The 26,622-nt window shown below is 70.8% G+C and carries 24 protein-coding genes and 1 riboswitch; of the genes, 16 read left to right on the forward strand and 8 right to left on the reverse strand.

Features of this window, described 5'->3' with window-relative positions; genetic code table 11:
* Nucleotides 1–121: 121 nt before the first annotated feature.
* On the reverse strand, nucleotides 122–2,476 hold the full coding sequence (locus ACFWSK_RS21470) for a chitinase C-terminal domain-containing protein (RefSeq protein ID WP_383788519.1): 2,355 nt from the start codon (nucleotides 2,474–2,476) through the stop codon (nucleotides 122–124).
* Between the two features lie 263 nt (nucleotides 2,477–2,739).
* A riboswitch (FMN riboswitch) is annotated at nucleotides 2,740–2,870 on the forward strand.
* Between the two features lie 159 nt (nucleotides 2,871–3,029).
* On the opposite strand from ACFWSK_RS21470, the gene ribD reads away from it, so the two are divergent.
* The 10 genes from ribD (at nucleotide 3,030) to ACFWSK_RS21520 (ending at nucleotide 11,667) form a co-directional block, all read left to right on the forward strand.
* Nucleotides 3,030–4,130 (forward strand): bifunctional diaminohydroxyphosphoribosylaminopyrimidine deaminase/5-amino-6-(5-phosphoribosylamino)uracil reductase RibD, encoded by a 1,101-nt coding sequence (gene ribD / locus ACFWSK_RS21475; RefSeq protein WP_383788522.1) that lies wholly within the window; start codon nucleotides 3,030–3,032, stop codon nucleotides 4,128–4,130.
* Nucleotides 4,131–4,751: a riboflavin synthase gene (locus ACFWSK_RS21480; RefSeq protein WP_383788525.1), complete on the forward strand. Its 621-nt coding sequence runs from the start codon at nucleotides 4,131–4,133 to the stop codon at nucleotides 4,749–4,751. It begins immediately after the preceding gene.
* On the forward strand, nucleotides 4,748–5,392 hold the full coding sequence (locus tag ACFWSK_RS21485; protein WP_383788528.1) for a nicotinamide riboside transporter PnuC: 645 nt from the start codon (nucleotides 4,748–4,750) through the stop codon (nucleotides 5,390–5,392). Before ACFWSK_RS21480 ends, ACFWSK_RS21485 begins: the two co-directional genes overlap by 4 nt.
* Nucleotides 5,389–6,687 (forward strand): bifunctional 3,4-dihydroxy-2-butanone-4-phosphate synthase/GTP cyclohydrolase II, encoded by a 1,299-nt coding sequence (locus ACFWSK_RS21490; protein ID WP_383788531.1) that lies wholly within the window; start codon nucleotides 5,389–5,391, stop codon nucleotides 6,685–6,687. The genes ACFWSK_RS21485 and ACFWSK_RS21490 overlap by 4 nt, the downstream gene beginning before the upstream one ends.
* 29 nt (nucleotides 6,688–6,716) lie before the next feature.
* Nucleotides 6,717–7,202: a 6,7-dimethyl-8-ribityllumazine synthase gene (gene ribH, locus ACFWSK_RS21495; RefSeq protein ID WP_185301951.1), complete on the forward strand. Its 486-nt coding sequence runs from the start codon at nucleotides 6,717–6,719 to the stop codon at nucleotides 7,200–7,202.
* Nucleotides 7,203–7,290: 88 nt separating this feature from the next.
* Nucleotides 7,291–7,563 (forward strand): phosphoribosyl-ATP diphosphatase, encoded by a 273-nt coding sequence (locus tag ACFWSK_RS21500; protein WP_173311201.1) that lies wholly within the window; start codon nucleotides 7,291–7,293, stop codon nucleotides 7,561–7,563.
* A 65-nt stretch (nucleotides 7,564–7,628) separates the two neighbouring features.
* Complete coding sequence (hisG, locus tag ACFWSK_RS21505; protein WP_383788534.1) at nucleotides 7,629–8,477, forward strand: ATP phosphoribosyltransferase; 849 nt, start codon at nucleotides 7,629–7,631, stop codon at nucleotides 8,475–8,477.
* Nucleotides 8,478–8,517: 40 nt separating this feature from the next.
* Entirely contained in the window at nucleotides 8,518–8,994 is a 477-nt protein-coding gene (locus ACFWSK_RS21510) for a PH domain-containing protein (protein WP_383788536.1), read from the forward strand.
* A gap of 205 nt (nucleotides 8,995–9,199) precedes the next feature.
* Nucleotides 9,200–10,567, forward strand: a complete 1,368-nt coding sequence (locus ACFWSK_RS21515; protein ID WP_383788539.1) for a hemolysin family protein — start codon at nucleotides 9,200–9,202, stop codon at nucleotides 10,565–10,567.
* Complete coding sequence (locus tag ACFWSK_RS21520) at nucleotides 10,564–11,667, forward strand: hemolysin family protein (RefSeq protein ID WP_383788542.1); 1,104 nt, start codon at nucleotides 10,564–10,566, stop codon at nucleotides 11,665–11,667. Before ACFWSK_RS21515 ends, ACFWSK_RS21520 begins: the two co-directional genes overlap by 4 nt.
* A 111-nt stretch (nucleotides 11,668–11,778) precedes the next feature.
* Here the strand turns inward: ACFWSK_RS21520 and ACFWSK_RS21525 are convergent, their stop codons facing one another.
* Together ACFWSK_RS21525 and ACFWSK_RS21530 are read right to left on the reverse strand one after the other, a co-directional pair.
* On the reverse strand, nucleotides 11,779–13,734 hold the full coding sequence (locus ACFWSK_RS21525) for an AAA family ATPase (protein WP_383788640.1): 1,956 nt from the start codon (nucleotides 13,732–13,734) through the stop codon (nucleotides 11,779–11,781).
* A 310-nt stretch (nucleotides 13,735–14,044) separates the two neighbouring features.
* Nucleotides 14,045–14,674: a uridine kinase gene (locus tag ACFWSK_RS21530; RefSeq protein ID WP_383788545.1), complete on the reverse strand. Its 630-nt coding sequence runs from the start codon at nucleotides 14,672–14,674 to the stop codon at nucleotides 14,045–14,047.
* A gap of 174 nt (nucleotides 14,675–14,848) precedes the next feature.
* On the opposite strand from ACFWSK_RS21530, the gene ACFWSK_RS21535 reads away from it, so the two are divergent.
* Complete coding sequence (locus ACFWSK_RS21535) at nucleotides 14,849–16,210, forward strand: peptidase C39 family protein (RefSeq protein ID WP_383788548.1); 1,362 nt, start codon at nucleotides 14,849–14,851, stop codon at nucleotides 16,208–16,210.
* A 338-nt stretch (nucleotides 16,211–16,548) separates the two neighbouring features.
* Nucleotides 16,549–17,721, forward strand: coding sequence for an acyl-CoA dehydrogenase family protein (locus ACFWSK_RS21540; protein WP_383788551.1), 1,173 nt, complete (start codon nucleotides 16,549–16,551; stop codon nucleotides 17,719–17,721).
* A gap of 541 nt (nucleotides 17,722–18,262) precedes the next feature.
* On the opposite strand, the gene ACFWSK_RS21545 is transcribed toward ACFWSK_RS21540, so the two are convergent.
* The gene (locus ACFWSK_RS21545; RefSeq protein ID WP_383788554.1) at nucleotides 18,263–18,661 is read right to left on the reverse strand and encodes a hypothetical protein; all 399 of its coding nucleotides are present in this window, start codon (nucleotides 18,659–18,661) and stop codon (nucleotides 18,263–18,265) included.
* Nucleotides 18,662–18,862: 201 nt separating this feature from the next.
* Here ACFWSK_RS21545 and ACFWSK_RS21550 point away from each other — a divergent pair, with 201 nt between their 5' ends.
* The 4 genes from ACFWSK_RS21550 to fxsA all read left to right on the forward strand — a co-directional run bounded on the left by ACFWSK_RS21550 (nucleotide 18,863) and on the right by fxsA (nucleotide 22,944).
* On the forward strand, nucleotides 18,863–19,303 hold the full coding sequence (locus ACFWSK_RS21550) for an Lrp/AsnC family transcriptional regulator (protein WP_383788557.1): 441 nt from the start codon (nucleotides 18,863–18,865) through the stop codon (nucleotides 19,301–19,303).
* 46 nt (nucleotides 19,304–19,349) lie between these two features.
* Nucleotides 19,350–20,990 carry an amidohydrolase gene (locus tag ACFWSK_RS21555; RefSeq protein WP_383788560.1) on the forward strand — a complete coding sequence of 547 codons (1,641 nt, stop codon included), beginning with the start codon at nucleotides 19,350–19,352 and terminating at the stop codon, nucleotides 20,988–20,990.
* 528 nt (nucleotides 20,991–21,518) lie between these two features.
* Nucleotides 21,519–22,286, forward strand: coding sequence for a polyprenol monophosphomannose synthase (locus ACFWSK_RS21560; protein ID WP_383788563.1), 768 nt, complete (start codon nucleotides 21,519–21,521; stop codon nucleotides 22,284–22,286).
* A 70-nt stretch (nucleotides 22,287–22,356) separates the two neighbouring features.
* Entirely contained in the window at nucleotides 22,357–22,944 is a 588-nt protein-coding gene (fxsA, locus tag ACFWSK_RS21565) for an FxsA family membrane protein (protein ID WP_383788566.1), read from the forward strand.
* A gap of 111 nt (nucleotides 22,945–23,055) precedes the next feature.
* Here fxsA and ACFWSK_RS21570 read toward each other — a convergent pair whose 3' ends face one another.
* From ACFWSK_RS21570 to ACFWSK_RS21585, 4 genes are all read right to left on the reverse strand, one after another.
* Entirely contained in the window at nucleotides 23,056–23,430 is a 375-nt protein-coding gene (locus ACFWSK_RS21570; protein ID WP_031146696.1) for an RNA polymerase-binding protein RbpA, read from the reverse strand.
* A 273-nt stretch (nucleotides 23,431–23,703) separates the two neighbouring features.
* Nucleotides 23,704–25,068, reverse strand: coding sequence for an MFS transporter (locus tag ACFWSK_RS21575; RefSeq protein ID WP_383788568.1), 1,365 nt, complete (start codon nucleotides 25,066–25,068; stop codon nucleotides 23,704–23,706).
* 46 nt (nucleotides 25,069–25,114) lie between these two features.
* Nucleotides 25,115–25,879 carry a glycerophosphodiester phosphodiesterase gene (locus tag ACFWSK_RS21580; protein WP_383788571.1) on the reverse strand — a complete coding sequence of 255 codons (765 nt, stop codon included), beginning with the start codon at nucleotides 25,877–25,879 and terminating at the stop codon, nucleotides 25,115–25,117.
* Nucleotides 25,876–26,544 (reverse strand): YitT family protein, encoded by a 669-nt coding sequence (locus ACFWSK_RS21585; RefSeq protein ID WP_383788574.1) that lies wholly within the window; start codon nucleotides 26,542–26,544, stop codon nucleotides 25,876–25,878. The genes ACFWSK_RS21580 and ACFWSK_RS21585 overlap by 4 nt, the downstream gene beginning before the upstream one ends.
* Nucleotides 26,545–26,622 lie beyond the last annotated feature (78 nt).

Genomic DNA, 26,622 nt, shown 5'->3' on the forward strand with positions numbered 1-26,622 from the left:
GCGGCGCCGCCCTTGCGGCGGGTGCCCCGGGGGGGGCCCGCGGCTCCTGGGTGCGGGGCCGCCTTCGGCGGGTTCGGTCTGGGGGCCGTCCCGGCCCCCCCCACGGCGGCCGGGGCTGGCTTCAGCAGGCCCCGAGGTCCTGCCAGACACCCCATTCACCGGTGGTGCCGGGCGTTTCCCCCTTCGTCCACCACTTGGCCTTCCACTGGTGGGAGGCGTGGCTGACGGTCGCGCCCGAGCCGTACTCGGCGGTCGCGCTCCAGGCCGCGGCGGAGCAACCGCCGCCCGGGGGAGGGGTGGTGGACGGACCCGGCGTCGGGGTCGTGGACGGGCCGGGCGACGGGCTGGTGCCCGTGCCGGGTTCGACCACCGTCGTGCCGCGTGCCAGGTCACCGGCGAGGGAGTACGAGGTCCCGCCGAAGGTCACCGTCCAGTTCGACGGCGTCGAGGTCGGCAGGTAGTAGACGAAGTCGAGCTGCACCGAGGCCCCGGGGGCCAGGGTCTGCCAGGCCGGGAGCTTCAGCGAGACGCGGTTGTAGTCGCCCTTGAGCCCGCCGATGTTGTTCGCGGCTGTGTGGTCGCTGCGGATGATCGTCGTGCCGAAGCCGGACTGGTCCTTGGCGTTGGCGGGCGCCGATGTGGCGTAGTCGAACCGGAACTCCGTACCGCCGGGCAGCGTGGTCCTCGTGTTGTTGGTGATCTTCAGCTTCGGGCCGATGGGGTAGTTGGAGTCACCGAGCGGGAACTGCTCGAAGGCCACGTCGATGTCCAGCGCCTCGGCCGGCAGGTCGATCGTGGACCGCTTGGCGCCGTACGGGGTGGCCGACTTGAACTTCTCGTACATCGCCGACGTGAGCGTGGACCCGGGCTCGTACTGCCCCTTGGCGGAGTTGAACGCGTAGTCGCCCGCGAGCTCCCAGATCATCGTGCCGCCGATGCCCCGGTCGACGACGTAGTCCGCCTTGGCTGCGACGGACTGCTCGTCCTCGGTGGAGAGGAAGACCTTCTTCTCGGCGTTCCACAGCCACGGTGCGACCAGCGTCGAGTCGTACTTACGGGCGTAGCTGCCGGTCAGCTTCGTGCCGGCGGGGAATCCGTACTGGGTGACGTAGTCGCCCACCACGCCCTTCTCCAGGTTCTTCGCGTGCCACATCGGGTTGGAACCGGCGGGTGATTCCTTGCCGTTGGTGTCCAGGTCGTGCCAGAGGTTGTCGATGCCGACGGCCCCGTCACCGCACTTGGTCAGACCGGCCCCGGCCGGGCACTCGGTCGTGGCGGCCCTGCCCCAGAGTCCGTCCGTACCGCCCTGCACGTTCTTGAAGCCGCGGGTGTAGTACGGCAGACCGATGTTGATACGGCCGGCCGGCATCGAACCGCGGAAGTAGTGGTAGGCCCAGTCGGTGTTGAGGTAGCCGACCCCGCCGTACTGCGAGGTCGAGTACACGCCGCCCTGGGCGAGTTCGGCGTCCTTGCCGTCGTCGAAGAGCGAGGCGTTGGGTCCGACGTACTCGTTCCAGGCGCCGTGCAGGTCGTAGGACATGATGTTGACGTAGTCCAGGTACTTCTGGACCTGGAAGGTCTCCATGCCGCGCAGCAGGTAGCCGGAGGACGGCGCCGCCACGGTCAGCAGATAGTGCTTGCCGTCGGCCGCCGCGGCCCGGTCGAGCTTCTCGCGCAGCGTCTTCATCAGCGCGGCGTAGCCCTTGACGAGACCGGCCCTGCGCGCGTTGGCGAGGGTGTGGTCCAGCGGGTTGCCCGCGTCCTTCATCGTGGTCGGGTACTCGTAGTCGATGTCGACGCCGTTGAAGCCGTACTTCTTGATGAAGGCGACGGTCGAGTCGGCGAAGGTGTTGATGCCGGCCTGGTTGACGGAGCCGTCGGCGTTGGTCGCCATCGAGTAGAAGCCGCCGGAGTTCACCCGGTCGCCGTTGTCGCCGAAGTACCCGCCGGTCTCGGCCCAGCCGCCCACCGACACCAGGGTCTTCACGTCGGGGTGCTGCTTCTTGAACTTGCCGAGCAGATTGAAATGGCCCTTGTAGGGGAGTGCGGGGTCCATCTCGGCTCCCGCGACGCCCGGCCAGGTCATCCCGGTGGAGGCGTTCTGCGGGCTGTCGGAACCGACGGAGATCTTGTTCTGGCCGTCGATGTGCGCGAACGCGTAATTCAGATGGGTGACCTTGTCCCACGGGATGTCGGACGCGAGGTAGGCGGCCTTGCCGTCCTTGCCGGTGCGCCAGCTGGTGAAGTAGCCGATGACGCGCCGCTGGTGGTCGGCGCCCATCTTCTCGCGGCCGTCACTGTCGTAGACCGAGCAGTACGGGACGTCCACGCCGGGGGTTTCGTACAGCCCGTCCGGGCGACAGGACTCCTGGTCGGCGGCGGCCGACGGAGTGGCGGCGAGGCCGCCCACGAGCAGCCCGGCGACGGCCGCGCAGGCTGCGAGCAGGGTGGCTCTCGCACGAGTGGGGGACAGCATTTGTCGTTCCTCCTGGGGAGGTCGGCAGAACACAACTGACAAGGGGGGTGGGTCGTGTTGGGGTCCGGGCGTGCGCACACCCGGACCGAACCTCGGAGGTGACGCAGAGATTAAGAGGACTAGACCAGTGAGTCAATAGGTCTGGACCATCCGCCCCGACTGTCCCGGTGCGTACCCCTCCCGCAGGATCCTGTGAGTTACCCCACAGGTACTCGCCCGTATGGCCGGCGAGCGACCGTGGCAGACTGGTCCTGTACCAGCAGCAGCGCACTCCGGGGTCGGTGTAATTCCGAACCGGCGGTTATAGTCCGCGACCCGTCCGCATCCAGCGGCCGGTTGACCAGGTGAGATTCCTGGACCGACGGTTAAAGTCCGGATGGGAGGCAGTGCGCGGCGGGCGTCTACAGGTACGCCGCCGTCGGCGGATGCATCCGGGATCTCCCGGGACACGTGCATCCGTGTCTTCGGTTTTGGCGTTCCCCTGTTGCGTTCCGCTTCATCTGTCGTCATCGACAGGCCCCGGAGTCCGTGCCCGAAGAGGCAGGAGGACCCGGTGGACACCGCAGCCGACATCACCGCCATGCGGCGAGCCATCACGCTCGCAGCCCGCGGTCTCGGCTCCACCAGTCCCAACCCGGTCGTCGGATGCGTCGTTCTCGACGCGGCCGGGGCACCGGCAGGCGAAGGCTTCCACCAGCGGGCCGGCGGCCCCCACGCCGAGATCCACGCCCTGCGCGCAGCCGGCGGGCGCGCCCGTGGCGGCACCGCCTATGTGACCCTGGAACCCTGCAACCACACCGGCAGGACCGGACCCTGCGCCCAGGCGCTGGCCGAGGCCGGGGTGAGCCGGGTCGTCTACGCGGTCGGGGACCCGAACCCGCAGGCCACCGGCGGCGCGGACACCCTCCGCGCAGCCGGGATCGAGACCGTGCAGGGGCTGCTCGCCGACGAGGCCGAGGCGGGCAACGCCGCCTGGCTCACCTCCGTACGCCTCGGCCGTCCGTACGTCCTGTGGAAGTACGCGGCCACCCTCGACGGCCGGATCGCGGCCGCGGACGCCACCAGCCGCTGGATCACCTCTCCCGAAGCCCGCGCCGACGTCCACCGGCTGCGCGCCGAGGCCGACGCCGTGATCGTCGGCTCCGGCACCGCGCGCACCGACGACCCGCAGCTCGGCGTGCGCGGCATCGACGGCGCGCACCAGCCGCTCAGAGTGGTCGTCGACACCGGTGCCACCGCCGTACGGCCCGGCGCCCGCGTTCTCGACGGCACCGCTCCCACCCTGATCGCCGTCGCCGAGGACGCCGACACGGCCCACCTCCCCGCAGAGGCCGTGCTCCGGCTGCCCCGCTCCGCCGCCGGCACCGGTCTCGACATCGAGGCCCTGCTCGGCGCCCTGTACGCCCGTGACATCCGCTCCGTACTCCTCGAAGGAGGCCCGACCCTGGCCGGTGCCTTCGTCGCCGCGGGAACGGTCGACAAGGTCGTCGGCTATCTCGCCCCGGTCCTCCTCGGCGCGGGCCCCGCAGCCCTCGCCGACGCCGGAATCTCCACCATCTCCCGGGCGTTGCGCCTCGATGTGACCGAGACCGAACGCATCGGCCCCGATCTGCGCATCACCGCCGTCCCCGTTCCTGCTCGGAAGGGAAACTGAGTGTTCACCGGAATTGTCGAAGAACTGGGTGAGGTCACCGCCGTCGAGGAGCTGGACGACGCCTCCCGCTTCCGGCTGCGTGGTCCCGTCGTCACCGAAGGTGCCAAACACGGCGACTCGATCGCCGTCAACGGCGTCTGCCTCACCGTCGTGGACCTCGGCGAGCACGAGTTCACCGCCGACGTGATGGCGGAAACCCTGAACCGCTCCAGCCTCGGCGCCCTGGCCGTCGGCTCCCGGGTCAACCTGGAGCGGCCCATGGCCCTCGGCGGCAGGCTCGGCGGGCACATCGCCCAGGGGCACGTCGACGGCACGGGCCGCATCGTCGACCGTGAGGTCTCGGAGAACTGGGAGATCGTCAGGATCTCGCTGCCGCGGGACCTGACCCGGTACGTGGTGGAGAAGGGCTCGATCACCGTCGACGGCGTGAGCCTGACCGTCGTCGAGGCCGGGCCCGACTACTTCACCATCAGCCTCATCCCCACCACCCTCGCCCTGACCACGCTCGGCCTCAAGCAGCCCGGCGACCCGGTCAACCTGGAGGTGGACGTCATCGCCAAGTACGTCGAGCGCCTGCTCGGCGACCGCGCGGCCCAGGAGCCCGAGGAGCCGGTGAAGTGAGTGCCCTGACCTGGCTGAACTCGGAGGCGTTCACCGCCTTCGGCCAGCACATCATCTGGTCCGACCTGATCGGCAACACCATCGGTCTGATCGCCCTGACGCTGGGCTGGCTCCGCTCCGTCTGGACCTGGCCCGCCCAGCTCCTCTCCGGCCTCGTGCTCATCGCCGCCAACGTCTCCGTCCAGCAGGCCGGCAGTGTCGGCAAGCAAGTGATCGTCGTCGCCGTCGCCGTCTGGGGGTGGCAGCAGTGGACCCGCGGCAGGCAGCAGGCGCAGGACGGCTCGATCGCGGTCCGCTTCGCCACCTGGCGCGAGCGCGGCTGGCTCATCGGCGGCGCCGCACTCGGCACGCTCGCCGTGGGCGGACTCTTCACCGCGTTCCCCTCGCTCTCCTGGAGCCCGTGGGCCGACGCGTACATATTCGCCGGAACCCTCGTCGCGATGCTCGCCCAGGCGCGCGGCATGGTCGAGTTCTGGTTCGCCTGGCTGCTCGTCGACCTGGTCGGCGTACCGCTGAACTTCCACAGCGGTCTCGCCTTCTCCGGTCTCATCTACGTCGTATACGGCGCCCTCGTCCTGTGGGGCATGCGCGACTGGTGGCTGCGTACGCGGACACCCGCTCTGGAAGGAGCCACGGCATGACTGCCCAGCCCACCTGGTTGCACCCGGAACACGGGCCCCACGTCGTCGACCTCTCCCTCGACCCCGTCGAGCAGGCCATTCGCGACATCGCCGCCGGACGCCCCGTCGTGGTCGTCGACGACGAGAACCGCGAGAACGAGGGCGACCTCGTCATCGCCGCGGAGAAGGCCACCCCGGAGATCATCGCCTTCATGATGAGCGAGTGCCGCGGCCTGATCTGCGCACCCATGGAGAGCAGCGAGCTGGAACGGCTCGAACTGCCGCAGATGGTCGACCACAACACCGAATCCATGAAGACGGCCTTCACCGTCTCCGTGGACGCGTCCGCCGCGTACGGCGTGACCACGGGCATCTCCGCAGCCGACCGCGCCACCACGCTCCGCATGCTGGCGGCCGGTGAGGCGGGCCCCGGCGACTTCGTGCGCCCCGGCCACATCTTCCCGCTCCGTGCCCGCTCCGGCGGTGTCCTGGTCCGCAACGGCCACACCGAGGCCGCCGTCGACCTGGCCCGTCTCGCCGGGCTGCGGCCCGCGGGCGCCATCGTGGAGATCGCGGGCGAGGACGGCGTGATGCTGCGCCTGCCCGAGCTGGTCCCCTTCGCACGCAAGCACGGCCTCACGATCATCTCCATCGAGGACCTGATCGCCTACCGACGGAGCTCCGAGCCGACGGTCCGCCGCGAGGCCGAGGTCCGGCTGCCGACCGCGTTCGGCGAGTTCACCGCGTACGGCTACCGCTCGATCATCGACGGCGTCGAGCACGTGGCCCTCGTCCACGGTGACATCGGCGACGGCGACGACGTCCTGGTCAGGGTCCACTCCGAGTGCCTGACCGGCGACATCTTCCAGTCCCAGCGCTGCGACTGCGGCCCCCAGCTGCACGCCTCCATGGAGCGCATCACGCAGGAGGGCCGCGGCATCGTCATCTATCTGCGCGGCCACGAGGGCCGGGGGATCGGCCTGCTCTCCAAGCTGCGCGCGTACGAGCTCCAGGAACAGGGCGTCGACACCCTGGACGCCAACCTCGAACTCGGCCTGCCCGCCGACGCCCGGGACTACGCCGCGGGTGCCCGCATGCTCCTCGACCTCGGCGTCCACAGCGTGCGGCTGATGACGAACAACCCCGACAAGACCGCGGCGGTCCTGCGCCACGGTCTGGCGGTGACCGGCCGCGAGCCCATGCCCGTCCAGGCCGGCGAACACAATCTGCGGTACCTGCGCACCAAGCGCGACCGGATGGGGCACGACCTGCCCTGGCTCGACGCGATCCCCGCGTCGACCTGCGGCAACCAGTAACGATCACGGAACGAGCAGGAGAGAAAGACATGAGCGGCAAGGGCGCACCCGAACTGTCCGTACGCAACTGCGGTGACCTGCGGGTCGCGGTGATCGCGGCCCAGTGGCACGAGAAGGTCATGGACGGCCTCGTCGACGGCGCGCTGCGCGCCCTGCACGACCTCGGCATCGACGAGCCGACGCTGCTCCGCGTCCCCGGCAGCTTCGAGCTCCCGGTCGTCGCGAAGGTCCTGGCCGGCCGCGGTTACGACGCGATCGTCGCCCTCGGCGTGATCATCCGCGGTGGCACCCCCCACTTCGAGTACGTGTCCCAGGGCGTCACCATGGGCCTCACCCAGGTCACCGTCGACACCGGGGTCCCGGTCGGTTTCGGCGTCCTCACCTGTGACACCGAGGAGCAGGCGCTCGACCGGGCCGGCCTCGAAGGGTCCAACGAGGACAAGGGCCACGAAGCGGTGACCGCCGCCGTCGCGACCGCCGCGACGCTGCGCACCGTCAGCGAACCCTGGCGCTGAGTTCCCGCCCGTCGCCCGTCGCCCGCCGCCACCCTCGACCGAGGCGCTGCGCGCCCGTCTCATTGGACCCCGTATTCTAAGGACCATCATGGCGAACAAAACCTTCGAAGAGCTCTTCGCCGAGCTGCAGCTCAAGGCCGCCAACGGCGACCCCACCACCTCCCGCACCGCCGAGCTGGTGGACAAGGGAGTGCATGCCATCGGCAAGAAGGTCGTCGAGGAGGCCGCCGAAGTCTGGATGGCCGCCGAATACGAGGGCAAAGAGGCCGCCGCCGAGGAGATCTCGCAGCTGCTGTACCACGTCCAGGTGATGATGGTCGCCCGCGGAATCTCCCTCGACGACGTCTACGCCCACCTCTGAGCCGACGCACCGTCCCGCACCGCACGCCCGCAGAACACCCCTTCGCACAAAGGAAACCTGACCTCATGCTGCGCATCGCCGTCCCCAACAAGGGTGCACTCTCCGGGCCTGCGATGGCGATGCTCCATGAGGCCGGCTACCAGCAGCGCAAGGAGTCGAAAGAACTCGTCCTGGTCGACCCGGAGAACGAGGTCGAGTTCTTCTACCTGCGACCGCGCGACATCGCGATCTACGTCAGCTCCGGCCGCCTCGACATCGGCATCACCGGCCGGGACCTGCTCCTGGACTCCGGCGCCGACTCCGAGGAGATCCTCCAGCTCGGCTTCGCCCGCTCCACGTTCCGCTACGCCACGAAGCCCGGCACGGCCGAGGGCCCGCAGGACTTCGACGGCATGACGATCGCCACGTCCTACGAGGGCATCGTCGCCAAGCACCTCGCCGAAGCCGGCGTCAACGCCTCCGTCGTCCACCTCGACGGCGCGGTCGAGACCGCCGTCGAGCTGGGCGTCGCCCAGGTCATCGCCGACGTCGTGGAGACGGGCACCAGCCTGCGCAACGCCGGACTCGAAGTCATCGGCGAGCCGATCATGACGTCGGAAGCCGTCGTCATCCGCCGCACCGGCGCCCCCGACGACGACCCCAAGGTCCAGCAGTTCCTCCGCCGTCTCCAGGGCGTCCTGGTCGCCCGCAGCTACGTGATGATGGACTACGACTGCCGCGTCGAGCACCTGGAGCGCGCCGTGGCCCTCACTCCGGGGCTGGAGTCGCCGACCATCTCCCCGCTGCACCACGAGGGCTGGGTCGCCGTCCGTTCCATGGTCGCGGCCAAGGAAGCCCAGCGGATCATGGACGACCTGTACGAACTGGGTGCCCGCGCCATCCTCACCACGGCCATCCACGCCTGCCGCCTCTGACGGCCGGGGAACCACCGAACACCGGAAGACAGAGAACCTGATGACCGCCCCCGCGCCCCGGCCCGAACTGCCCGCCCTTCCGGTCACCTTCAGGCCCACCCTCACCCGGGTGGTCCTGCTGACCGTCGGTCTGGCGATGTTCGTCGTCATCACCGTCGTCGCCCTGGCGCTGGAGAAGCTGAGCGCGGCGGAGCGGACCAGCTTCGTCTTCGTGGCGCTGCTCTTCTTCGGCGTCCTCGCCCTGCTCAGCCGGCCCAAGGTAGTCGCCGACGAGGCCGGGGTCACCGTCGTCAACCTCACCCGCACCCGCAGGCTGGCGTGGGCGGAGATCCTCCGCGTCAACCTGCGGGTCGGAGACCCCTGGGTCTTCCTCGACCTCAGCGACGGCACCAGCCTGCCAGCCCTCGGCATCCAGCCCGGAATCGCCAAGGCACAGGCCATCCGAGACACCCGTACGCTCCGCGCCCTCGCCGAATCCCACGGCACCGGAGCGGACGCCGGTACGGAGAACGGCTGAGCCCCCTGCCCCGTACGGCCCCTTCTTGACTACTCTTGAGGGCGGCGGCGCCCTGTGCGCCCCGCCCCGCACGAGAGGTCCACGAGGCCGGCGGGGCTTTCCTGCGACCCAAGGAGTGACTCCCTCCAGCAATGGACGGATCGTCCGGTAGTACCTGCGCCGCCCCAGCAGAGCCTGAGTCCACGCTCTCCCCGGAGGCGGCGGTATGACCACCCCCCTGCTGCTGCTCGCCGCGGCATTCCTTCTCATCCTCGCCAACGGATTCTTCGTGGCGGCCGAATTCGGGCTCGTCACGGTGGAGCGGCCGGACGCCGAACGCGCCGCCGCCGAAGGCGACCGGCGGGCCCGTACCGTCGTCGCCGCCCTGCGTGAACTCTCCTTCCAGCTCTCCGGCACCCAGCTGGGCATCACCATCACCTCGCTGGTCGTCGGCATGCTCGCCGAACCGGCACTCGCCCAGCTGCTCGCCGGACCGCTCACCGCAACGGGACTGCCCGCCGGGGTCGTACCCGGGGTGGGCATGGTGATCGGCATGCTGCTGGCCGCCGCCGTGCAGATGGTGATCGGCGAACTCGTACCGAAGAACTGGGCGGTCTCACGGCCGCTCCAGGTCGCCCGGTTCGTCGCCGGTCCCCAGCACCGCTTCGCCACGGTCTTCCGGCCGGTGATCACCGCGCTCAACACCGTCGCCAACCGGCTCGTACGTCTGCTGGGTGTCGAGCCCACCGACGAACTGGCCTCCGCCCGCACCCCGGGCGAACTGGTCTCGCTGGCTCAGCACTCCGCGGAGGCGGGCACCCTGGAACAGGACACCGCCGACCTCTTCGTACGCACCCTGTCGCTCGCCGGACTCACGACGCAGCACGTCATGACCCCCCGGGTGAAGGTCAGCGCCCTCCAGTCCTCGGCGACCGCCGCGGACGTCCTCAACCTCACCCGCGCCACCGGCCTCTCCCGCTTCCCCGTCTACCGGGAGCGCATCGACGAGGTCGTCGGCATGGTCCACCTCAAGGACGCCCTCGCGGTCCCCGCCCGCGACCGGCTGCGCACGCCCGCGGGCCGGATCGCCGTACCGCCGCTCCTGGTACCCGAGACGCTCCCAGTGGAGCAGTTGCTGCACCGGCTGCGCAACGAGCAGCCGATCGCCGTGGTGGTCGACGAGTACGGCGGGACCGCCGGTGTCGTCACCCTCGAGGACATCATCGAGGAACTCGTCGGCGAGGTCAGGGACGAGCACGACGCCGTCGGCTCCGACCGGCCCGAATTCGTACCCGCCGTCGCCGAGGACGGACGCCCCGCCTGGGACGTCGAAGGCAGCTGCCGGGTCCTCACCCTGCGCCGGATCGGTCTCGACGTGCCCGACGGGCCGTACGAGACCGTGGCCGGTCTGGTCGCCGGCCTGCTGGGGCGCATCCCCGCCCCCGGTGACCGTGCCGAGCTCCCCGGCTGGCGGATCGCCGTCCGCCAGGTCGGCCACTACCGGGCCGAACAGGTCCGCTTCGTGCGTCTGGCCGAGGCGCCGGGACAGTCCGCCGAAGCGTTCGCCCACAGCCGGCTGGAGGCCGTGCGATGAGTCTCGTCCAGCTGCTGTTCGCCGCGCTGCTCGTGCTCGCGAACGGGTTCTTCGTCGGCGCCGAGTTCGCGCTCGTCTCCGTACGCCGCAGTCAGGTCGAACCGCTCGCGGCGAGCGGTTCGAGCCGGGCCAAGCAGGTGCTGTACGGACTGGAGAACCTGCCGCAGATGATGGCGGCCGCCCAGTTCGGCATCACCCTCTGCTCACTCACCCTCGGAGCCGTCGCCGAACCGACCGTCGCCCGTCTTGTGGAGCCGGTCTTCCACGCGACGCACGTCCCCGAAGGACTCATCCACCCCCTCGGATACGCGCTGGCCCTGGCCCTCGTCGTCTTCCTCCATCTCGTCATCGGCGAAATGGTCCCGAAGAACCTGGCGATGGCCGCCCCCGAGAAGACCGCGCTGTGGCTCAGCCCCGGCCTCGTCGGCTTCGCCCGGCTCTGCCGCCCGGTCACCGCCGCCCTGGGCGTCTGCGCGCGCCTCGTCCTGCGGCTCTTCAAGGTCGAGCCCAAGGACGAGGTCGAGGCGGTGTTCACCAGCGAGCAGCTCAACCGGCTCGTCGAGGACTCCGGGCAGGCCGGGCTGCTGGAACCGGCAGCGCAGGAGCGTCTGGAGGACGCGCTGGAGATGGGCAGCAGGCCCGTCACCGATGTGCTGCTCGACCGGGGCTCCCTGGTGACGGTCGACCCCTCGGTCACCCCGCGCCGGCTGGAGGAACTGACCGTACGGACCGGCTATTCGCGCTTTCCGGTCTGCGCGGAGGGCGGCGGCCCGTTCATGGGTTATCTCCACGTCAAGGACGTCCTGGACCTGGAGGACGTCGAACGCGCCGTCCCGCAGCAGATCTGGCGCCCGATGGCGACGGTACGCGCGGAACTCCCGCTCGACGACGCCCTGACCGTGATGCGCCGGGCCGCGACGCACCTGGCGCAGGTCGCCGACGCCTCGGGCCGGGTACTCGGCCTCGTCGCCATGGAGGACGTCCTGGAGATGCTGGTCGGCGAAGTCCGGGACCCGGCCCACCGGGTCTCGGTGCCACGCCGCCTGGTGGACGTCCCGACGGACCGGAAGGAACCCAGGGCAATGGCGGGCCGCCCCTGACACGGGGGAGAACACCTCAAGCGGCGAGCGGCGCCGTACCCCTTTCGCCGGGCGGGCACATCAAACCCGTCCGGCGGAAGAGGACGCCCCGGCGCGCCGGCGCGCACCCCGTCACACCGCCCCCGGCTCCTGAGGCCCCCGGTTCACCGGCCCCCGCCCGGACAGCACCTCGCCGTACGCCTGCATGAGATCCGGCAGCCGCAAGGTAGCGAGATCGTCCCGGGTGGGCACCGCCGCGTACCCGGAAAGACGCAGATCACGGTAGGCGCAGCTCTTCTCGTACAGGGTCCGCAGGAACCGGCCGTTGCCCAGTTCGTCGATCCACCCCTGGGCCACGACGTGCCCGCTGATGCTGCGCAGCTCCTCCAGGGACTCCTCGTCCCACACGTCCCCGTTCTCCGTGGCCAGCACCCCGCCGATCGCGGTCAGCTCCAGCGGGCGGTAGCTGGGGAAGTCGACGCGGCTGGTGAACCGCGACGAGAGTCCGGGATTCGTGGCGAGCAGCCGGTCCATGCCCTCCGGGTAGCCCGCGAGGATCACCACGAGATGGTCCCGGTTGTCCTCGGCCCGCTTGAGGAGGACCTGCAGCGCCTCGTCCCCGTACGCGTCACCCTTGCTGTAACCGGAGTTGGAGAGGCTGTACGCCTCGTCGACGAAGAGCACCCCGCCGAGCGCCGAATCGATCAACTCGTTCGCCTTGACCGCGGTCTGGCCGAGGAACTCACCGACCAGATCGGCCCGTTGGGCCTCCACCAGATGGTCACCGCCGAGCAGACCCAGCGCGTAGAAGACCCGGCCCAGAATGCGGGCGACCGTCGTCTTGCCGGTTCCGGAGGGGCCGGAGAAGACGAAGTGCCGCTTGGGCGGCTGGACGGGCAGCCCCTGCTCGGCGCGCAGACGCGCCATGTTCAGCTGGGCGGACAGGGCCTTGACCTGGCGCTTCACCGGTTCGAGGCCGACCATCCGCTCCAGCTCGGCCAGTGCCTCGGCGAGGAGTGCCGGGTCGCTGGGTCCCGCCGGGAAGACCGGGGGCCCCGACCGGCCGCCCACGGGCGACTTCTCCCGCACCCCGTCCACCGGCGGCGGCGCGACGGTCCCGGCCAGGCCCTGCGGATCGCCGCCGAGCCACGGCTCCCGGCCGTCCACCAGATCGGTGCCCAGCAGCGCGTCACCGTCGATCTGCGTCTCCGTTCCCGCACCGTCCGAGCCGAAGCCGGTCAGCGCCACGGAGGCCAGGTCGGCCGAATCGTCGTAGCCGTCGCCTTCGGAGATCGCGGCGAGCCGGGCCGAGGTGTCCATGAACGCCGGGTCGACCCGGTGCACCGCCCGGTAGAGGGGCAGGGCAGCGGCGCTGCGCCCCGTACCCTCGTGGGCCCTTGCCAGCCAGTAGCGCAGCTCCTTGCGCTGCGGCTGCTCACTGCGGCAGCGCATCAGGGCGGCCGAGAGCAGCGGTTCGGCCTGCCCGTACATCTCCAGACGCACCCGGGCCATGCCCCCGAACAGCCCCGCCTCGATGCCGAGCAGCGGGTCCTCGACGAGCTGTTCGGTGTTGCGTACGAGCTGCTCCCAGTCCTTGACCAGGTACGAGCGGCAGGCGTGCAGGAACCGTACCTGCGGGTCCGCGTCGACCGGCGGCAGCCCGGCCAGGGCCCGGTCGAGCTCGGGCACGTGCCGGCCGTCGAGCCAGTGGGAGGCGTGCGCGAGCAGCAGGTCGCGCGGACTCTCCAGTACGGGCTGCACCCACCAGCCCAGCCAGTACCAGGAGTTCAGGGTGCGGCGATGCCGGGCGCGCTGTTCGCCGAAGCGTTCGCGATGGCGGTACATGCGCAGCAGCGCCGTGGTCGTGTCGACCCGCAGGGCATGGAGGCCGAGCCAGCCGTCCGCCATGCCGGGATCGAAGCGCACCGCGGTTCTGAACTCCTCCTCGGCCTGCGGGTACGCGCCCATGGTGTAGGCGTCGACGCCGCGCAGCCAGGCTAGGTCGGCGGGGGCCTGAGCGCCCTGCGTGCCGATGTCCATCAGGTCCCCCACAAACCGTGCCCCCAGGATGTCCCGCCCGCACAGCATGCCCACCTGGGCACGTCGAATCACCGTGCCGGGGACGGGAATTGACCGCACCGCAGTGCATCGTACCCGCGAAGGCAGCAGGCGGCTGCGGGTGTGGCCGACGGCTGGCCGTGACTGTGGGTGAGTAAAAAGCTCTGTGCGGGGTCGCCGGAAGAGGGTGTGAGCGCAGAACGAAGCCCCCGGTCACGGGGGAACAACCGGGGGCTTCGCGTCTACGGGGGCTCCGAAAAGCCGCACATTGAGAACGTAGGACCTGTACGGCCCCTCGGTCAAGCCGAGTTGAGGCACTTCCGGACCGATTCCGGACCGCTCAGGGGGACGGCGCCACGCCTTCACCGTGAGTGATGAAAAGGTTCACCCCTGTGGTGGCCCGGGGTCCCTTCAACCACTCGTATCCCACCGGCAACTGCCGTATCAGCGCATCGGCGAAGGGCCGCGAGGGGTCGTCGGCGAAATGCCGTTCCTCGGCGGCCGTCCAGCCGTCCCAGAACTCCCTGAGCTCGGGGCCGTCGCGGTGCCGGCCGCGTTCCCAGGACGGGCCGCTCGCCAGCTCCATCCACAGGAGCCCCGCGAGCAGCGGCCGTACCTCCCGCCGCCCCGATCCCACGCCTTCCAACAGCACCACGGGCGCGGGCTCCAGTGTCCGCGCGGGGCCGAAGCGCCGCCCCGTCCAGTCGTACGGCGCGTAGAGCGCGCGCTCGCCGCGCGAGAGCGGGAGGAGCACCTGCTCGCGCAGTCTGTCCGTCCACGCGAAGAGCTCGTCGTGGGTCGCGAGGTCGTCCAGGTGCAGTACCGGCGCGTCGTCGAGCGCCGCCGAGAGCCGGGCCGCGAACGTGCTCTTGCCCGAACCGGCATGTCCGTCGACCGCGATCAGCCGCACCGGGCCGCAGGACGGGGGCAGGGCCCGCAGGGCGCGGGCGTGCTCAGCGAGGTCGTTCATCCGCCCATCCTACGAGCCCGGCCGGAGCGGCCGCAGGTCACGCCAGTGGACCAGACCAATATTGGTCCGGCGGCGCGAGCGGAATCGCTGGCCGAACGGTGCCGCGACCCGCGATAGTTGCCCCACCGATCGGCACCCGCAGCCCCATTCCGCTCACGACCGGGGGTCTCGCCCATGACCAGACCGACTTCGCGCAGAACCGTGCTGACCGCCGCGCTCGCGGCAGCGGCGGCCGGCGGCGCGGTGACCTCAGCCGGGCCCGCGACGGCCGCTGTCCCCGGCCCCGTCGCCCCCACCGCGGCGGCGCCGCAGGTGGACAACCGCTTCTGGAACACCTACACCGACTGGCGCTGCGGCTCCGGATCGGGCACCCGCGTGGTCGCGGGCCGCAGGCCGGGGCTCGTGATCTCCGCCCCCACCGGGCTCCGTGACTACACGGACCCGCACACCGGGACGACCAGCTCCTGGGAGTACGCGACGTGGACCTCGCCGGTCCACCGCTCCAAGGTCCCGGCCACCGAAGTGATCGCCTCCTGGAACGCCGACGCGCCCGCGGGCACGTGGATCCAGATCGAACTGCTCGGCAGTTACTCCGACGGCACCGACACCCCCTGGTACGTGATGGGCCGCTGGGCGGCGGGCGACGGCGACATCCGCCGCACCTCCGTCGACGACCAGAGCGACGGCAAGAGCTCGATCTGGACCGACACGTTCTCCGTCGACGACGCCGCGAGCGGGCTCCGGCTGGTCTCCTACCGGCTGCGCCTCACCCTCCACCGCGCGCCCGGGACCAGCCTCACGCCCACGGTCCGGCGGATCGGCGCCATGGCCTCCGACATCCCGGACCGCTTCACGGTCCCCGCCACCGCGCCCGGGCTCGCCCGTGAACTGGCGGTGCCGCGCTACTCGCAGAACGTCCACGTGGGGGAGTACCCGGAGTACGACAACGGGGGCGAGGCGTGGTGCAGCCCCACCTCCTCGCAGATGATCATCGAGTACTGGGGACGCAGGCCCACGGCCGAGGACCTGGCCTGGGTCAGGCCGGAGATCGCGGACCCGCAGGTCTGTCACGCGGCCCGGTACACGTTCGACTACCAGTACGAGGGCTGCGGCAACTGGCCCTTCAACGCCGCTTACGCCGCCACGTACAAGGACATGAGCGCCGTGGTCACCCGGCTGGGCTCGCTGACGGACCTGGAGAAGCTGATCGGCGCCGGCATCCCGGTCATCACGTCGCAGTCCTTCATCAAGGAGGAGCTGACCGGAGCGGGCTACGGGACCTCGGGCCACCTGATGACGGTGATCGGCTTCACCGCCGAAGGCGACGTGGTCGCGAACGACCCCGCGTCGCCGTCCAACGAGGCCGTACGCCGTGTCTACCGGCGGCGTGAGTGGGAGAACATCTGGCTCCGCACGAAGCGCTACGACGCCACCGGCCGGGTCAGGGGAGGCACGGGCGGGGTCTGCTATGTCTACTTCCCCGCCGTTCCGACGGCGGCACAGAGCCGCGTCCTGAAGGAGCTGGGAATCCACTGACGGCGTACGGGGCGGAGAGCTCACCCGGCTCCCCGCCCCACCGGCCCGACCGGACGGTGCGGCGCCGGGCGGATCCCCCGGACGGACCGGACCAGTTGGGTCAGAGGTTCGGACCATAACCAGGACCGCCGGGCCCGCCGTGCACTCCGTGACGGCAGCGCTCCGATCGGGCATACTCAAGCCGCCACAGCCGCTGGCCAGCGCCTCTTGTGATCCGAGAGGGCAGGATCGGTTGGGGAGTCATGTATTTCCGGGCGATGCCCGGGATCACCCGGCGGCGCCGCTCCTACCCCGCGCGTGCGACCGCCGCTACGCCCGACAGGGAGGAGAGCGCTGTCATGTCCGACCGTGCCCCGCAGCTGGTGGAACGCAGCCTGCCCACCGAGGAGTCCCGGCAGCTCGTCGCGCTCGTCCGCGACATCGTGTCCAGGGAGATCGCGCCCCGCGCGGCCGAGGAGGAGGAAGCGGGCCTGTTCCCGCGCGAGGCCTTCACCCTGCTCTCCGAGTCCGGACTGCTCGGACTGCCCTACGACTCGGACCACGGCGGCGGTGACCAGCCGTACGAGGTGTACCTCCAGGTCCTGGAAGAGCTCGCCGCGGCCCGTCTCACCGTCGGCCTCGGCGTCAGCGTCCACTCGCTGGCCTGCCACGCCCTCGCCGGATACGGCACCAAGGAGCAGCAGGCCGCACACCTCCCGGCGATGCTCTCCGGCGGCCTCCTGGGCGCCTACTGCCTCTCCGAGCCGGCGTCCGGCTCGGATGCCGCCTCGCTGCGCACCAAGGCCGTGCGCGACGGCGAGGACTGGGTGCTCACGGGCACGAAGGCGTGGATCACCCACGGCGGTATCGCCGACTTCTACACGGTGCTGGCACGCACGGGCGTCGACGGTCCCCGTGGCATCACCGCCTTCCTCGTCCCGGGTGACGCCGAAGGTCTGAACGCGGCCCTCCCCGAGAAGAAGATGGGCATGAAGGGCTCGCCCACCGCCCAGCTGAACTTCGACGGCGTCAGGATTCCCGGCTCCCGTCGCATCGGTGAGGAGGGGCAGGGCTTCGCCATCGCCCTGTCCGCGCTCGACTCCGGGCGGCTGGGGATCGCGGCCTGCGCCATCGGTGTGGCCCAGGCGGCCCTCACGGAGGCGGTCGGATACGCCACCGGGAGGCGCCAGTTCGGCCGGCCCATCGCCGATTTCCAGGGGCTGAGGTTCATGCTCGCCGACATGGCCACCCAGATCGAGGCTGGACGGTCGCTCTACCTGGCGGCTGCCCGCCTGCGCGACGCCGGCCGGCCGTTCTCCCGGGAGGCGGCGATGGCGAAGCTGTTCTGCACGGACGCGGCCATGCGGGTGACCACGGACGCCGTCCAGGTGCTCGGCGGCTACGGCTACACGCTCGACTTCCCCGTCGAGCGCCTGATGCGCGAGGCCAAGGTGCTTCAGATCGTCGAAGGCACCAACCAGATCCAGCGCATGGTCATCGCACGTCACCTCGCGGGACCCGAGACGCGCTGACGCGAGCGGGGCGGTCCGACCACACGGGCGTCGTCATGATCCGGTTCCACTCCGTGTCGTTGCGGCCCGGCAGTGTCCGCCCCGCACTCTCCCAATGACGCAGCATGGCCCGGTAGATGGGCGGGTCGGCCGAGTACGGCAGACCCGACCGGCCGGTCGCCCGGGTCGTGGGCTGGGGCTCGGGGCGCTGTTGCGGCTGCTGCTCCGGCCGGGGCAGCGGTGTCGGGCCGGGCTGCGGGCCGGGCTGCGGAACCGATTCTTCGGGAGCCGGAGCGACGAGACGGCGTCGACCGGGGCCGGCCGTGGAATGCAGCATGGTCATGCAGGACCAACGCCGGAAGCCGGGGACGGGTCACTGCCAGGCCTGTTAGAGCGCCCGTTCGCCAGGTGGATGTGCCGCTCCGGGCTGTCGCGTCCGGGCTCTTCGCCGTGCCGGCCCGATGGGGACCGGCCGGTGAGTGGCTGTCGCCGCGCGGCTGCCGGTGGTGGCTGCCGGCACCACGGCGGCCGGGCCGTCGTGGTGCGGTGCGACAGGGGTGCGTCAGGCGGCGTGACGCCGCATCTGGGGAATCCGCAGCGGGCGCGAACCGACGCCGCCGGCGTGCGAGAACGGCTGCATCCGCCAGTCGAGACCCTGGGGGAGCGTCAGCAGCAGCGCCGTTTCCTGCTCCTGGGCGTCGAGCGACTCGTCGGCGGGCCGCGCCTTGGCCGCGGAGCGGCCCGTGCCCGCGCAGACCGTGAGGACGAACGGGTTCCACGGGCTCGGGCACAGCGCGTGCTCCGGCAGGATGTCCTCGTCCGCCAGGAGCGCGATCGGCTGCGAGCAGTCCGGGCAGATCACCCGGTACATCTCGAATGTGTCGTACGCGTCGAGTGCGGCGTCGTCATCCGGATCAACAGGTTCCGGTTCGGTACGTCCGGTGAGCTTCAGGCTCTGCATGGGAATTCCCCCCTCGGGTGGGCCGGCGAGGCGCCGTGGCCTCGGCCACAGCAAGCACTTCCCGCCGTGCGCGGGCCGTAACCGTGAGGCCGTCCGCTACCCATCCGTAAACCTGTGGCATTCGTCACATGCCCGCCGCAGGTGCCCTTCCAGAGCTTTTACGGCTGTGCCGGAAGGGGCCTGGGGCATAGGTTGATCCGCATGGAGGAGCTGGACCGTCAGATTGTGGAGTTGCTCGTCAAGGACGGGCGGATGAGCTACACCGACCTGGGCAAGGCCACGGGCCTGTCCACCTCGGCCGTTCATCAGCGTGTCCGCCGGCTGGAGCAGCGCGGGGTGATCCGGGGCTATGCCGCGGTCGTCGACCCCGAGGCCGTCGGCCTGCCCCTCACCGCGTTCATCTCGGTGAAACCGTTCGACCCCAGCGCACCCGACGACATCTCGGAGCGGCTCGCCGAGGTGCCGGAACTCGAGGCGTGCCACAGCGTGGCGGGCGACGAGAACTACATCCTCAAGGTACGGGTGGCGACCCCCCTCGCACTGGAGCACCTGCTCACCCGCATCCGCACGCTGGCGGGCGTCTCGACCCGCACGACCGTCGTCCTCTCCACCCCGTACGAGGCGCGGCCGCCGCACATCTGAGGGGGCCGCGGACGGGCGCGCGCCGGACAGGCGCGAGACTGGTCCCATGACCGAGAGCACCGCCCCCCAGAGCGACCACCGCACCGTGCTGCTGCGCGGTGGAGACGTCCACAGTCCAGCCGACCCGTTCGCCACCGCGATGGTCGTCGAACGCGGGCACGTCGCCTGGGTGGGCTCCGAAGGGGCGGCCGACGCCTTCGCGAGCGGCGTCGACGAGGTGATCGACCTCGACGGGGCCCTGGTCACCCCTGCCTTCACCGACGCCCACGTCCACACCACGTCCACCGGCCTGGCCCTCACCGGACTCGACCTGTCCGGCGCCCGCAGCCTCCCCGACGCCCTCGCCCTCGTCCGCGCGTATGTGAACACGCACCCCGGGGACCGGGTTCTGCTCGGCCACGGCTGGGACGCCACGCGCTGGCCCGAGCAGCGTCCTCCCTCGCGCACCGAGCTCGACGCCGCGGCCGGCGGCCGGCCCGTCTACCTGCCCCGGATCGACGTGCACTCAGCGGTCGTCACGACCGCCCTCCTGGACCTGGTTCCCGGCGTCACCGAACTCGCCGGATACCACCCCGACGCGCCCCTCACCGGCCCCGCCCACCACGCCGTGCGCTCGGCGGCGCACGGCGCGCTGTCGTCGCGCCAGCGCACGGAGGCCCAGCGCGCCGCCCTGCGGCACGCCGCCTCGCTGGGCATCGGCACGGTCCACGAGTGCGCGGGACCCGACATCTCCGACGAGGACGACTTCACCGGACTGCTCGCGCTCGCCGCCGAGCAGCCGGGGCCGAGGGTGCACGGCTACTGGGCCGAGCGCATCAGCGACGAGAAGGGCGCCCGTCGTATCCGTGAGCTCGGGGCGATCGGGGCGGCCGGTGACCTCTTCGTCGACGGCTCCCTGGGCTCCCACACCGCCTGCCTCCACGAGCCGTACGCGGACGCCCCGCACACCGGCAGCGCCCATCTGGACGCCGCCGAGATCGCCGCCCATGTCACGGCCTGCACCGAGGCCGGACTCCAGGCCGGATTCCACGCCATCGGGGACGCGGCCGTCGCCGCCGTCGTGGCGGGCGTCAGGGCCGCGTCCGAGACCCTCGGGCTCGCCCGCGTCCGTGCCGCCCGGCACCGCGTCGAGCACGTCGAGATGCTCACCCCGGAGACCATCGCCGGCTTCGCCGAGCTCGGCCTCACCGCCTCCGTACAGCCCGCCTTCGACGCCGCCTGGGGCGGCGAGGACGGGATGTACGCCCAGCGCCTGGGCGTCGAGCGGGCCAGGACCCTGAACCCGTACGCGGCGCTCCTGCGCACCGGCGTCCCCCTGGCCTTCGGCTCGGACAGCCCGGTCACCCCCCTCGACCCGTGGGGCACCGTCCGGGCGGCCGCGTTCCACCGGACGCCCGAGCACCGGATCTCCGTGCGGGCCGGATTCACCGCCCACACCCGCGGCGGCTGGCGGGCCGTCGGCCGCGACGACGCCGGCGTTCTCGTGCCCGGCGCCCCGGCCGACTACGCAATCTGGCGTACGTCCGAACTGGTGGTCCAGGCCCCCGACGACCGGGTCGCCCGCTGGTCGACCGACCCCCGGTCCGGCACCCCTGGCCTGCCGGATCTCACTCCCGGTGCCGAGCTTCCGGTCTGTCTGCGCACCGTGGTCTTCGGACAAACTGTCTACGTACGGCCGAACGAGTGACGTGCGGACATTTCGTACCGCCGACCGAAGGCCGGTCCGCTCTGCCGCGACCTGCGGATCTTCGTCACTGACCAGCCGGTTTGGTTAAAAGGCGCAGGTCAAACGGCTATTGACAGAACGCGCCCACCGGCCGGTAGGTTCGGCCGAGTCCACCACAGGACGTCCGTCCGGTTAAACGTCCACGCAGTCGTCGAACGCCGCTGGGTCATGAGGTGGTGTGCCGCACCGGCGCACCATCACTGACAGCCAGGTTCAGCGCCCGCGCCTCGGGGGCGAGGGAAGGTTTCAGCCGGACGGAGGGTGCGACCCGGGTGGGGCCCGGACGTTCAGTAGACAACGGCTTTCGGTCGACCCGCAGCCAGCGGGTCCCAGGCCGGCCCGAAGGACACCGGGCCCCGATCCGCAGTTCTGTCCGTAGTTCCGTGCTTCTGTCCGGTCCCGCGTTCCGGCGCCCCGCGACCGCGTCGGCGCCCGGCGCCGGGGCGCTGGATATGGTGGTCACCTGCGTACGGACTTTAAGGGGCAGTTGTGAACGACGGCGGTCAGCGGCAGTACGGCCCGCTCGGCAGAGTCCTGGTCATCATTCCGACCTACAACGAGGCCGAGAACATCGGGCTCATCGTTGGCCGGGTGCGCGCCGCCGTTCCGGATGCCGACATCCTGGTCGCCGACGACAACAGCCCCGACGGCACCGGCAAGGTCGCCGACGAGCTCGCGGCGGGCGACAGTAACGTGCACGTCCTGCACCGCAAGGGCAAGGAAGGGCTCGGCGCCGCCTATCTGGCGGGTTTCGGCTGGGGCACCGAGAACGGCTACGGCGTCCTGGTGGAGATGGACGCCGACGGCTCGCACCAGCCCGAGGAGCTGCCCCGGCTGCTCACCGCGCTGAAGGGCGCCGACCTCGTCCTCGGTTCCCGCTGGGTGCCCGGCGGCCGGGTCGTGAACTGGCCCAAGCACCGCGAGGTCATCTCACGCGGCGGCAGCCTCTACTCCCGGATGCTGCTGGGGCTGTCCGTGCGGGACGTCACGGGGGGCTACCGCGCCTTCCGTACGGAGACGCTGGCCGGCCTCGGACTCGACGAGGTCGCCTCGCAGGGCTACTGCTTCCAGGTCGACCTGGCCAGACGCTCCGTCGAGGCGGGCTATCACGTCGTCGAGGTCCCGATCACCTTCATGGAACGCGAGATCGGCGACTCGAAGATGAGCCGCGACATCCTCGTCGAGGCGCTGTGGCGGGTCACCGGCTGGGGCATCACGAGCCGGGCGAACAAGGTCCTGGGCCGCAAGGCAACCTGACCGCACGCCGTCGCGGCGTCATGATCACCCCCTTACGCCGTTTGCACGTCCGTACGGGCACACTGGGGGCATGACGACCGGCACACCGCCCCCCAAACGTCCACGGCGCTCACGCGCCCGCACGCTGCTGCCCCTGGCCCTCGCCGCCTGGGTGGTGCTGGAGATCTGGCTGCTGACCGTGGTCGCGGAAGCGGCCAGCGGTTTCGTCGTGCTACTGCTCCTGGTGGCCGGGGCCGTGTTCGGTGCCGTGGTGATGAAGAGCGCGGGCCGACGCGCCTTCCGCAGTCTCACCGAGACGCTCCAGCAGGTGCCCGGCGGGCCGGGAGCCTCCGCCGTGACGCCCGGCCCCGCCCCGGGCCGCAAGGGCAACGGCTTCCTGATGCTGGGCGGGCTGCTCCTGATGATCCCGGGCATGATCTCGGACGTGGCCGGCCTCCTCCTGCTGCTGCCGCCCGTCCGGACCGCGCTCGGGCGCTACACGGAGAGGTCCCTCGAACGCCGTATGCGGGCAGCGTCTCCGGGCAGCCTCTCGGACGCCTTCCAGCAGGCCCGGATGCACCGGCCGGACGGCAAGGTAGTGCAGGGCGAGGTCATCCGTGAGGACGGCACTCGGGCCCGGCCCCGCGACGAGGGGCCCAGGCCGCCGCTGACTCCCTGATCCCCTCACTGCCCGGCCCCCCGGGGTGTGGGCAGCGCCAAGAGCCGAGGGCCCGGACACACACTGTGTGTCCAGGCCCTCGGCTCTTGCTATCTGTGCGGCTGTACGCGGTCAGGCAGACTTCCTGCTGTCCCGCGGGTGCACGGCAATGTTCATGGCTCCGGAGCGCAGAACCGCCAGCCTCTCGGCCAGCACCTCCTCAAGCTCCTCGCGGGTGCGCCGCTCCATGAGCATGTCCCAGTGCGTACGCGCAGGCTTGCCCTTCTTCTCCTCGGGGCCATCCCCGTCCACCAGGAGTGCCATGGCGCCGCACGCCTTGCACTCCCACTCCGGCGGAATGTCCGCCTCTACCGAGAACGGCATCTCAAATCGATGTCCGTTCTGGCATGCGTACTCCACCGCCTGGCGCGGGGCCAGATCGATGCCGCGGTCCGTCTCGTAGCTGGTAACCACGAGTCGCGTGCCGCGGAGAGCTCGCTCACTCATGAATCGTGCCTCCCGGGCTTGTCGCCCACAGGACAGGTGTCGCTGTCGTCGTCATCCGGTCAACGTCCGGTCGGCGGTAAAGATTCCCGTTGCCGGTCTGCGTCGCCCGTCGTGCCGCTGCTTGTACTGGGTTTCCAGGGTTTAGGTACCCACCAATGCCCGGTTTGTCACATCTGGCAGAAGTTGTCACCCAACAGTTTGGCTTCTTCCGCTCGCAGTAACGGTCCTCCGGGCAGGCCAAAGGCGTACACTACCGGCCTTTCACTTCAACGTCTAAATCCTGGCCGGAACGGGGTTGCCCGCCGCCGCCACAGCGGCCCGCACCGGCACCCGCGCCAACAGCACCGTACCGAGCGCGAAGAAGATCAACAGCGAGAGCAGCGCATCCCGATAACTGCCGGTCAGCTGGTACGCGAGGCCGAACACCAGGGGCCCCAGCCAGCTCAGCCCGCGGTCGCTCATCTCGTACGCGGAGAAGTACTCGGCCTCCTTGCCGCGCGGCACCAGGTGGGAGAAGAGCGAGCGCGACAGGGCCTGGCTGCCGCCGAGAACCAGGCCGATGGTCGCCGCCAGGGAGTAGAAGAAGACCGGTTCACCCGCCGGAAGGACATACGCGGCGAGAAGGATCAGCGTCCAGACGATCAAGGAGGCGAGGATCGTGCGCTTCGCGCCGTACACCCGGGCGAGCCGCCCCATCCCGAGCGCGCCCGCCACCGCCAGTACCTGCACCAGCAGTACCGCCGTGATCAGCGTCGTCTGGTCGAGGCCCAGCTCCTCGGAGCCGTACAGCGACGCCTGCGAGATCACCGTCTGGATTCCGTCGTTGTAGACGAGATAGGCGAGCAGGAACGACAGCGTCATGGGGTGCCGCCGCATGTCGCGGAGCGTCGCCAGCAACTGCTTCCAGCCGGAACCGACCGCGCCCCGGCCGTCGGGGCGCACCTGCCGGTCCCGCAGCCGCCGCAGGGGTACGACGGTGAAGGCGCCCCACCAGACACCGGCGGAGGCGAGGCAGATCCGCACCGCCTCGGACTCGGAGAGGCCGAAGGAGTCGTGCCCCGTGTAGAGGACGAGATTCAGCACCAGGACGAGTGCGCCCGAGGTGTACCCGAAGGCCCAGCCCCGGGAGGAGACGGCGTCCCGCTCGTCGGGTTCCGCGATCTGCGGGAGGTAGGAGTTGTACAGCACCATCGACACCGAGATCGAGGCGTTGGCCACGATCAGGAGGAACGCCCCGAGCAGATAGCGGTGGCCGTCCAGGAAGAACATGCCGGCCGTGGCCGCCGCGCCCGTATAGGCGGCGACGGCCAGCAGGGGCTTCTTGCGGCCCGTGCGGTCCGCTGCGGCACCCACCACCGGCATCAGCAGGACGGCCACGACCACGGACACCGAAACGGCGTACGCGAACAGCGACCCGGCCCGCACGGGTATGCCCAGCGGGTGCACGTAGCCCTCGGCATCGGAGGCCGCCTTGGCGACCGACGTCAGATAGGGGCCGAGGAACACGGTGAGGACGCTCGTCGAATAGACGGAGCAGGCGAAGTCGTAGAAGTACCAGCCGCGTTGCTCGCGGCGACGGTCCTCGGCCGCCGCGGGCCGCTCCGCCGGATCGGCCGTTCCTGCGGTACCGGTGCTCACACCGCGCCCCCTCGCTCGTCGCCGTGCCGTCGCGGACGGCCCGGCGTCAGGCCCAGGCCCCCCGCTCGCTCAGTACCGTGCGCAGCGTCTCGATGTGATCGGTCATGATGCCATCCACTCCGAGGTTGAGGAGAGCCGCCATCCGTTCCGGGGCGTTCACCGTCCACACGTGCACCTGGAGCCCTCGCGCGTGCGCCGTCCGGACGAAATCGCGGTCCACCACCCGGATGCCGTACTGGCTCTCCGGGACCTGCGCGCACACGGCGCCCGCCCGGAGCGCCGCCGGGATCCCGTACGAGAGCAGCCGCAGGCCCAGGATGCCTCGCACGCCGTACGAGGTCGCCAGGCGCGGGCCCGCCAGGCGGTGCGCCCGGGCCACCCGGGACTCCGAGAACGAGCCGACGCACACCCGGTCCCAGGCGTCGGTCCTGCGGATGAGGTCGATGAGCGGGACGAGGGCGGGTCCGGCCTTGATGTCGACGTTCCACCGGGCGTCCGGGAACTCCTCCAGCAGGTCCTCGAAGAGCGGCAGGGGCTCGCGGCCCGCCACGCGGGCCCGGGACACCTCGCTCCACGGCAGCTCGGAAATCCGCCCCCTGGTATCCGTCACCCGGTCGAGCGTGGCGTCGTGGAAGGCCACCAGCCGGCCGTCCGACGTGGTGTGCACATCCGTCTCGAAGTAGCGGTAGCCCGCGTCCGCGGCCCGGCGGAAGGCCGCCACGGTGTTCTCCAGGCCCTCCGCCGCTCCGCCGCGGTGGGCGAACGGAATCGTCGAGGGATGGTCCAGGTAGGGGTGGCGTCCTTGGGTCACTGCGGCAGTATCGCCTGCTCGGGTGACGGCTCGGCGGCCCCGGTGGTGACCTTGGTGGGCTCGGGGGTGGCGAACAGGCCCAGGAAGAACTGGGCGAGCGGGCCGATCGCCAGGGCGTAGAGGACCGTCCCGGCACCCAGTGAGCCGCCGAGCAGGAATCCGGTCGCCACGACGGCCACCTCGATCGCCGTACGGACCAGCCGGACGGAGCGCCCGGTGCGGCGGTTGAGGCCGGTCATCAGCCCGTCGCGCGGGCCGGGGCCGAACCGGGCGGCGATGTACAGCCCCGTCGCCACACCGTTGAGCACGATGCCGGCGGCCATCGCCGGGATCTGGGCGCCGAGCCCGTGGATCGACGGAACGACGGCGAGCGTGCCGTCGATCGCGAGGCCGACGACGAGGACGTTGGAGACGGTGCCGAGGCCGGGGCGCTGCCTGAGCGGAATCCACAGGAGCAGCACGACCGCGCCGACGACGATCGAGACGACGCCGATGGAGAGGCCGGTCAGCTCGTTGAGGCCCTGGTGCAGCACGCCCCACGGTTCCAGACCCAGTTCGGCACGGACCAGGAGCGCCGAGCTCGCCCCGTACAGGGCCAGACCCGCGTACAGCATGAACAGTCGCCGAGCGATATGGGTGCGGCTCCGGCCGGTGGTACTGGACAAGTGGTGCCCCTGGTGTGGTGGAAGTGGACTGCTGCATGTCACTCTGTGGCGAGGGATTGGCTGCCAACTATGGCCAAT

The organism is Streptomyces sp. NPDC058620 (genome assembly GCF_042717135.1).
Lineage (GTDB): Bacteria > Actinomycetota > Actinomycetes > Streptomycetales > Streptomycetaceae > Streptomyces.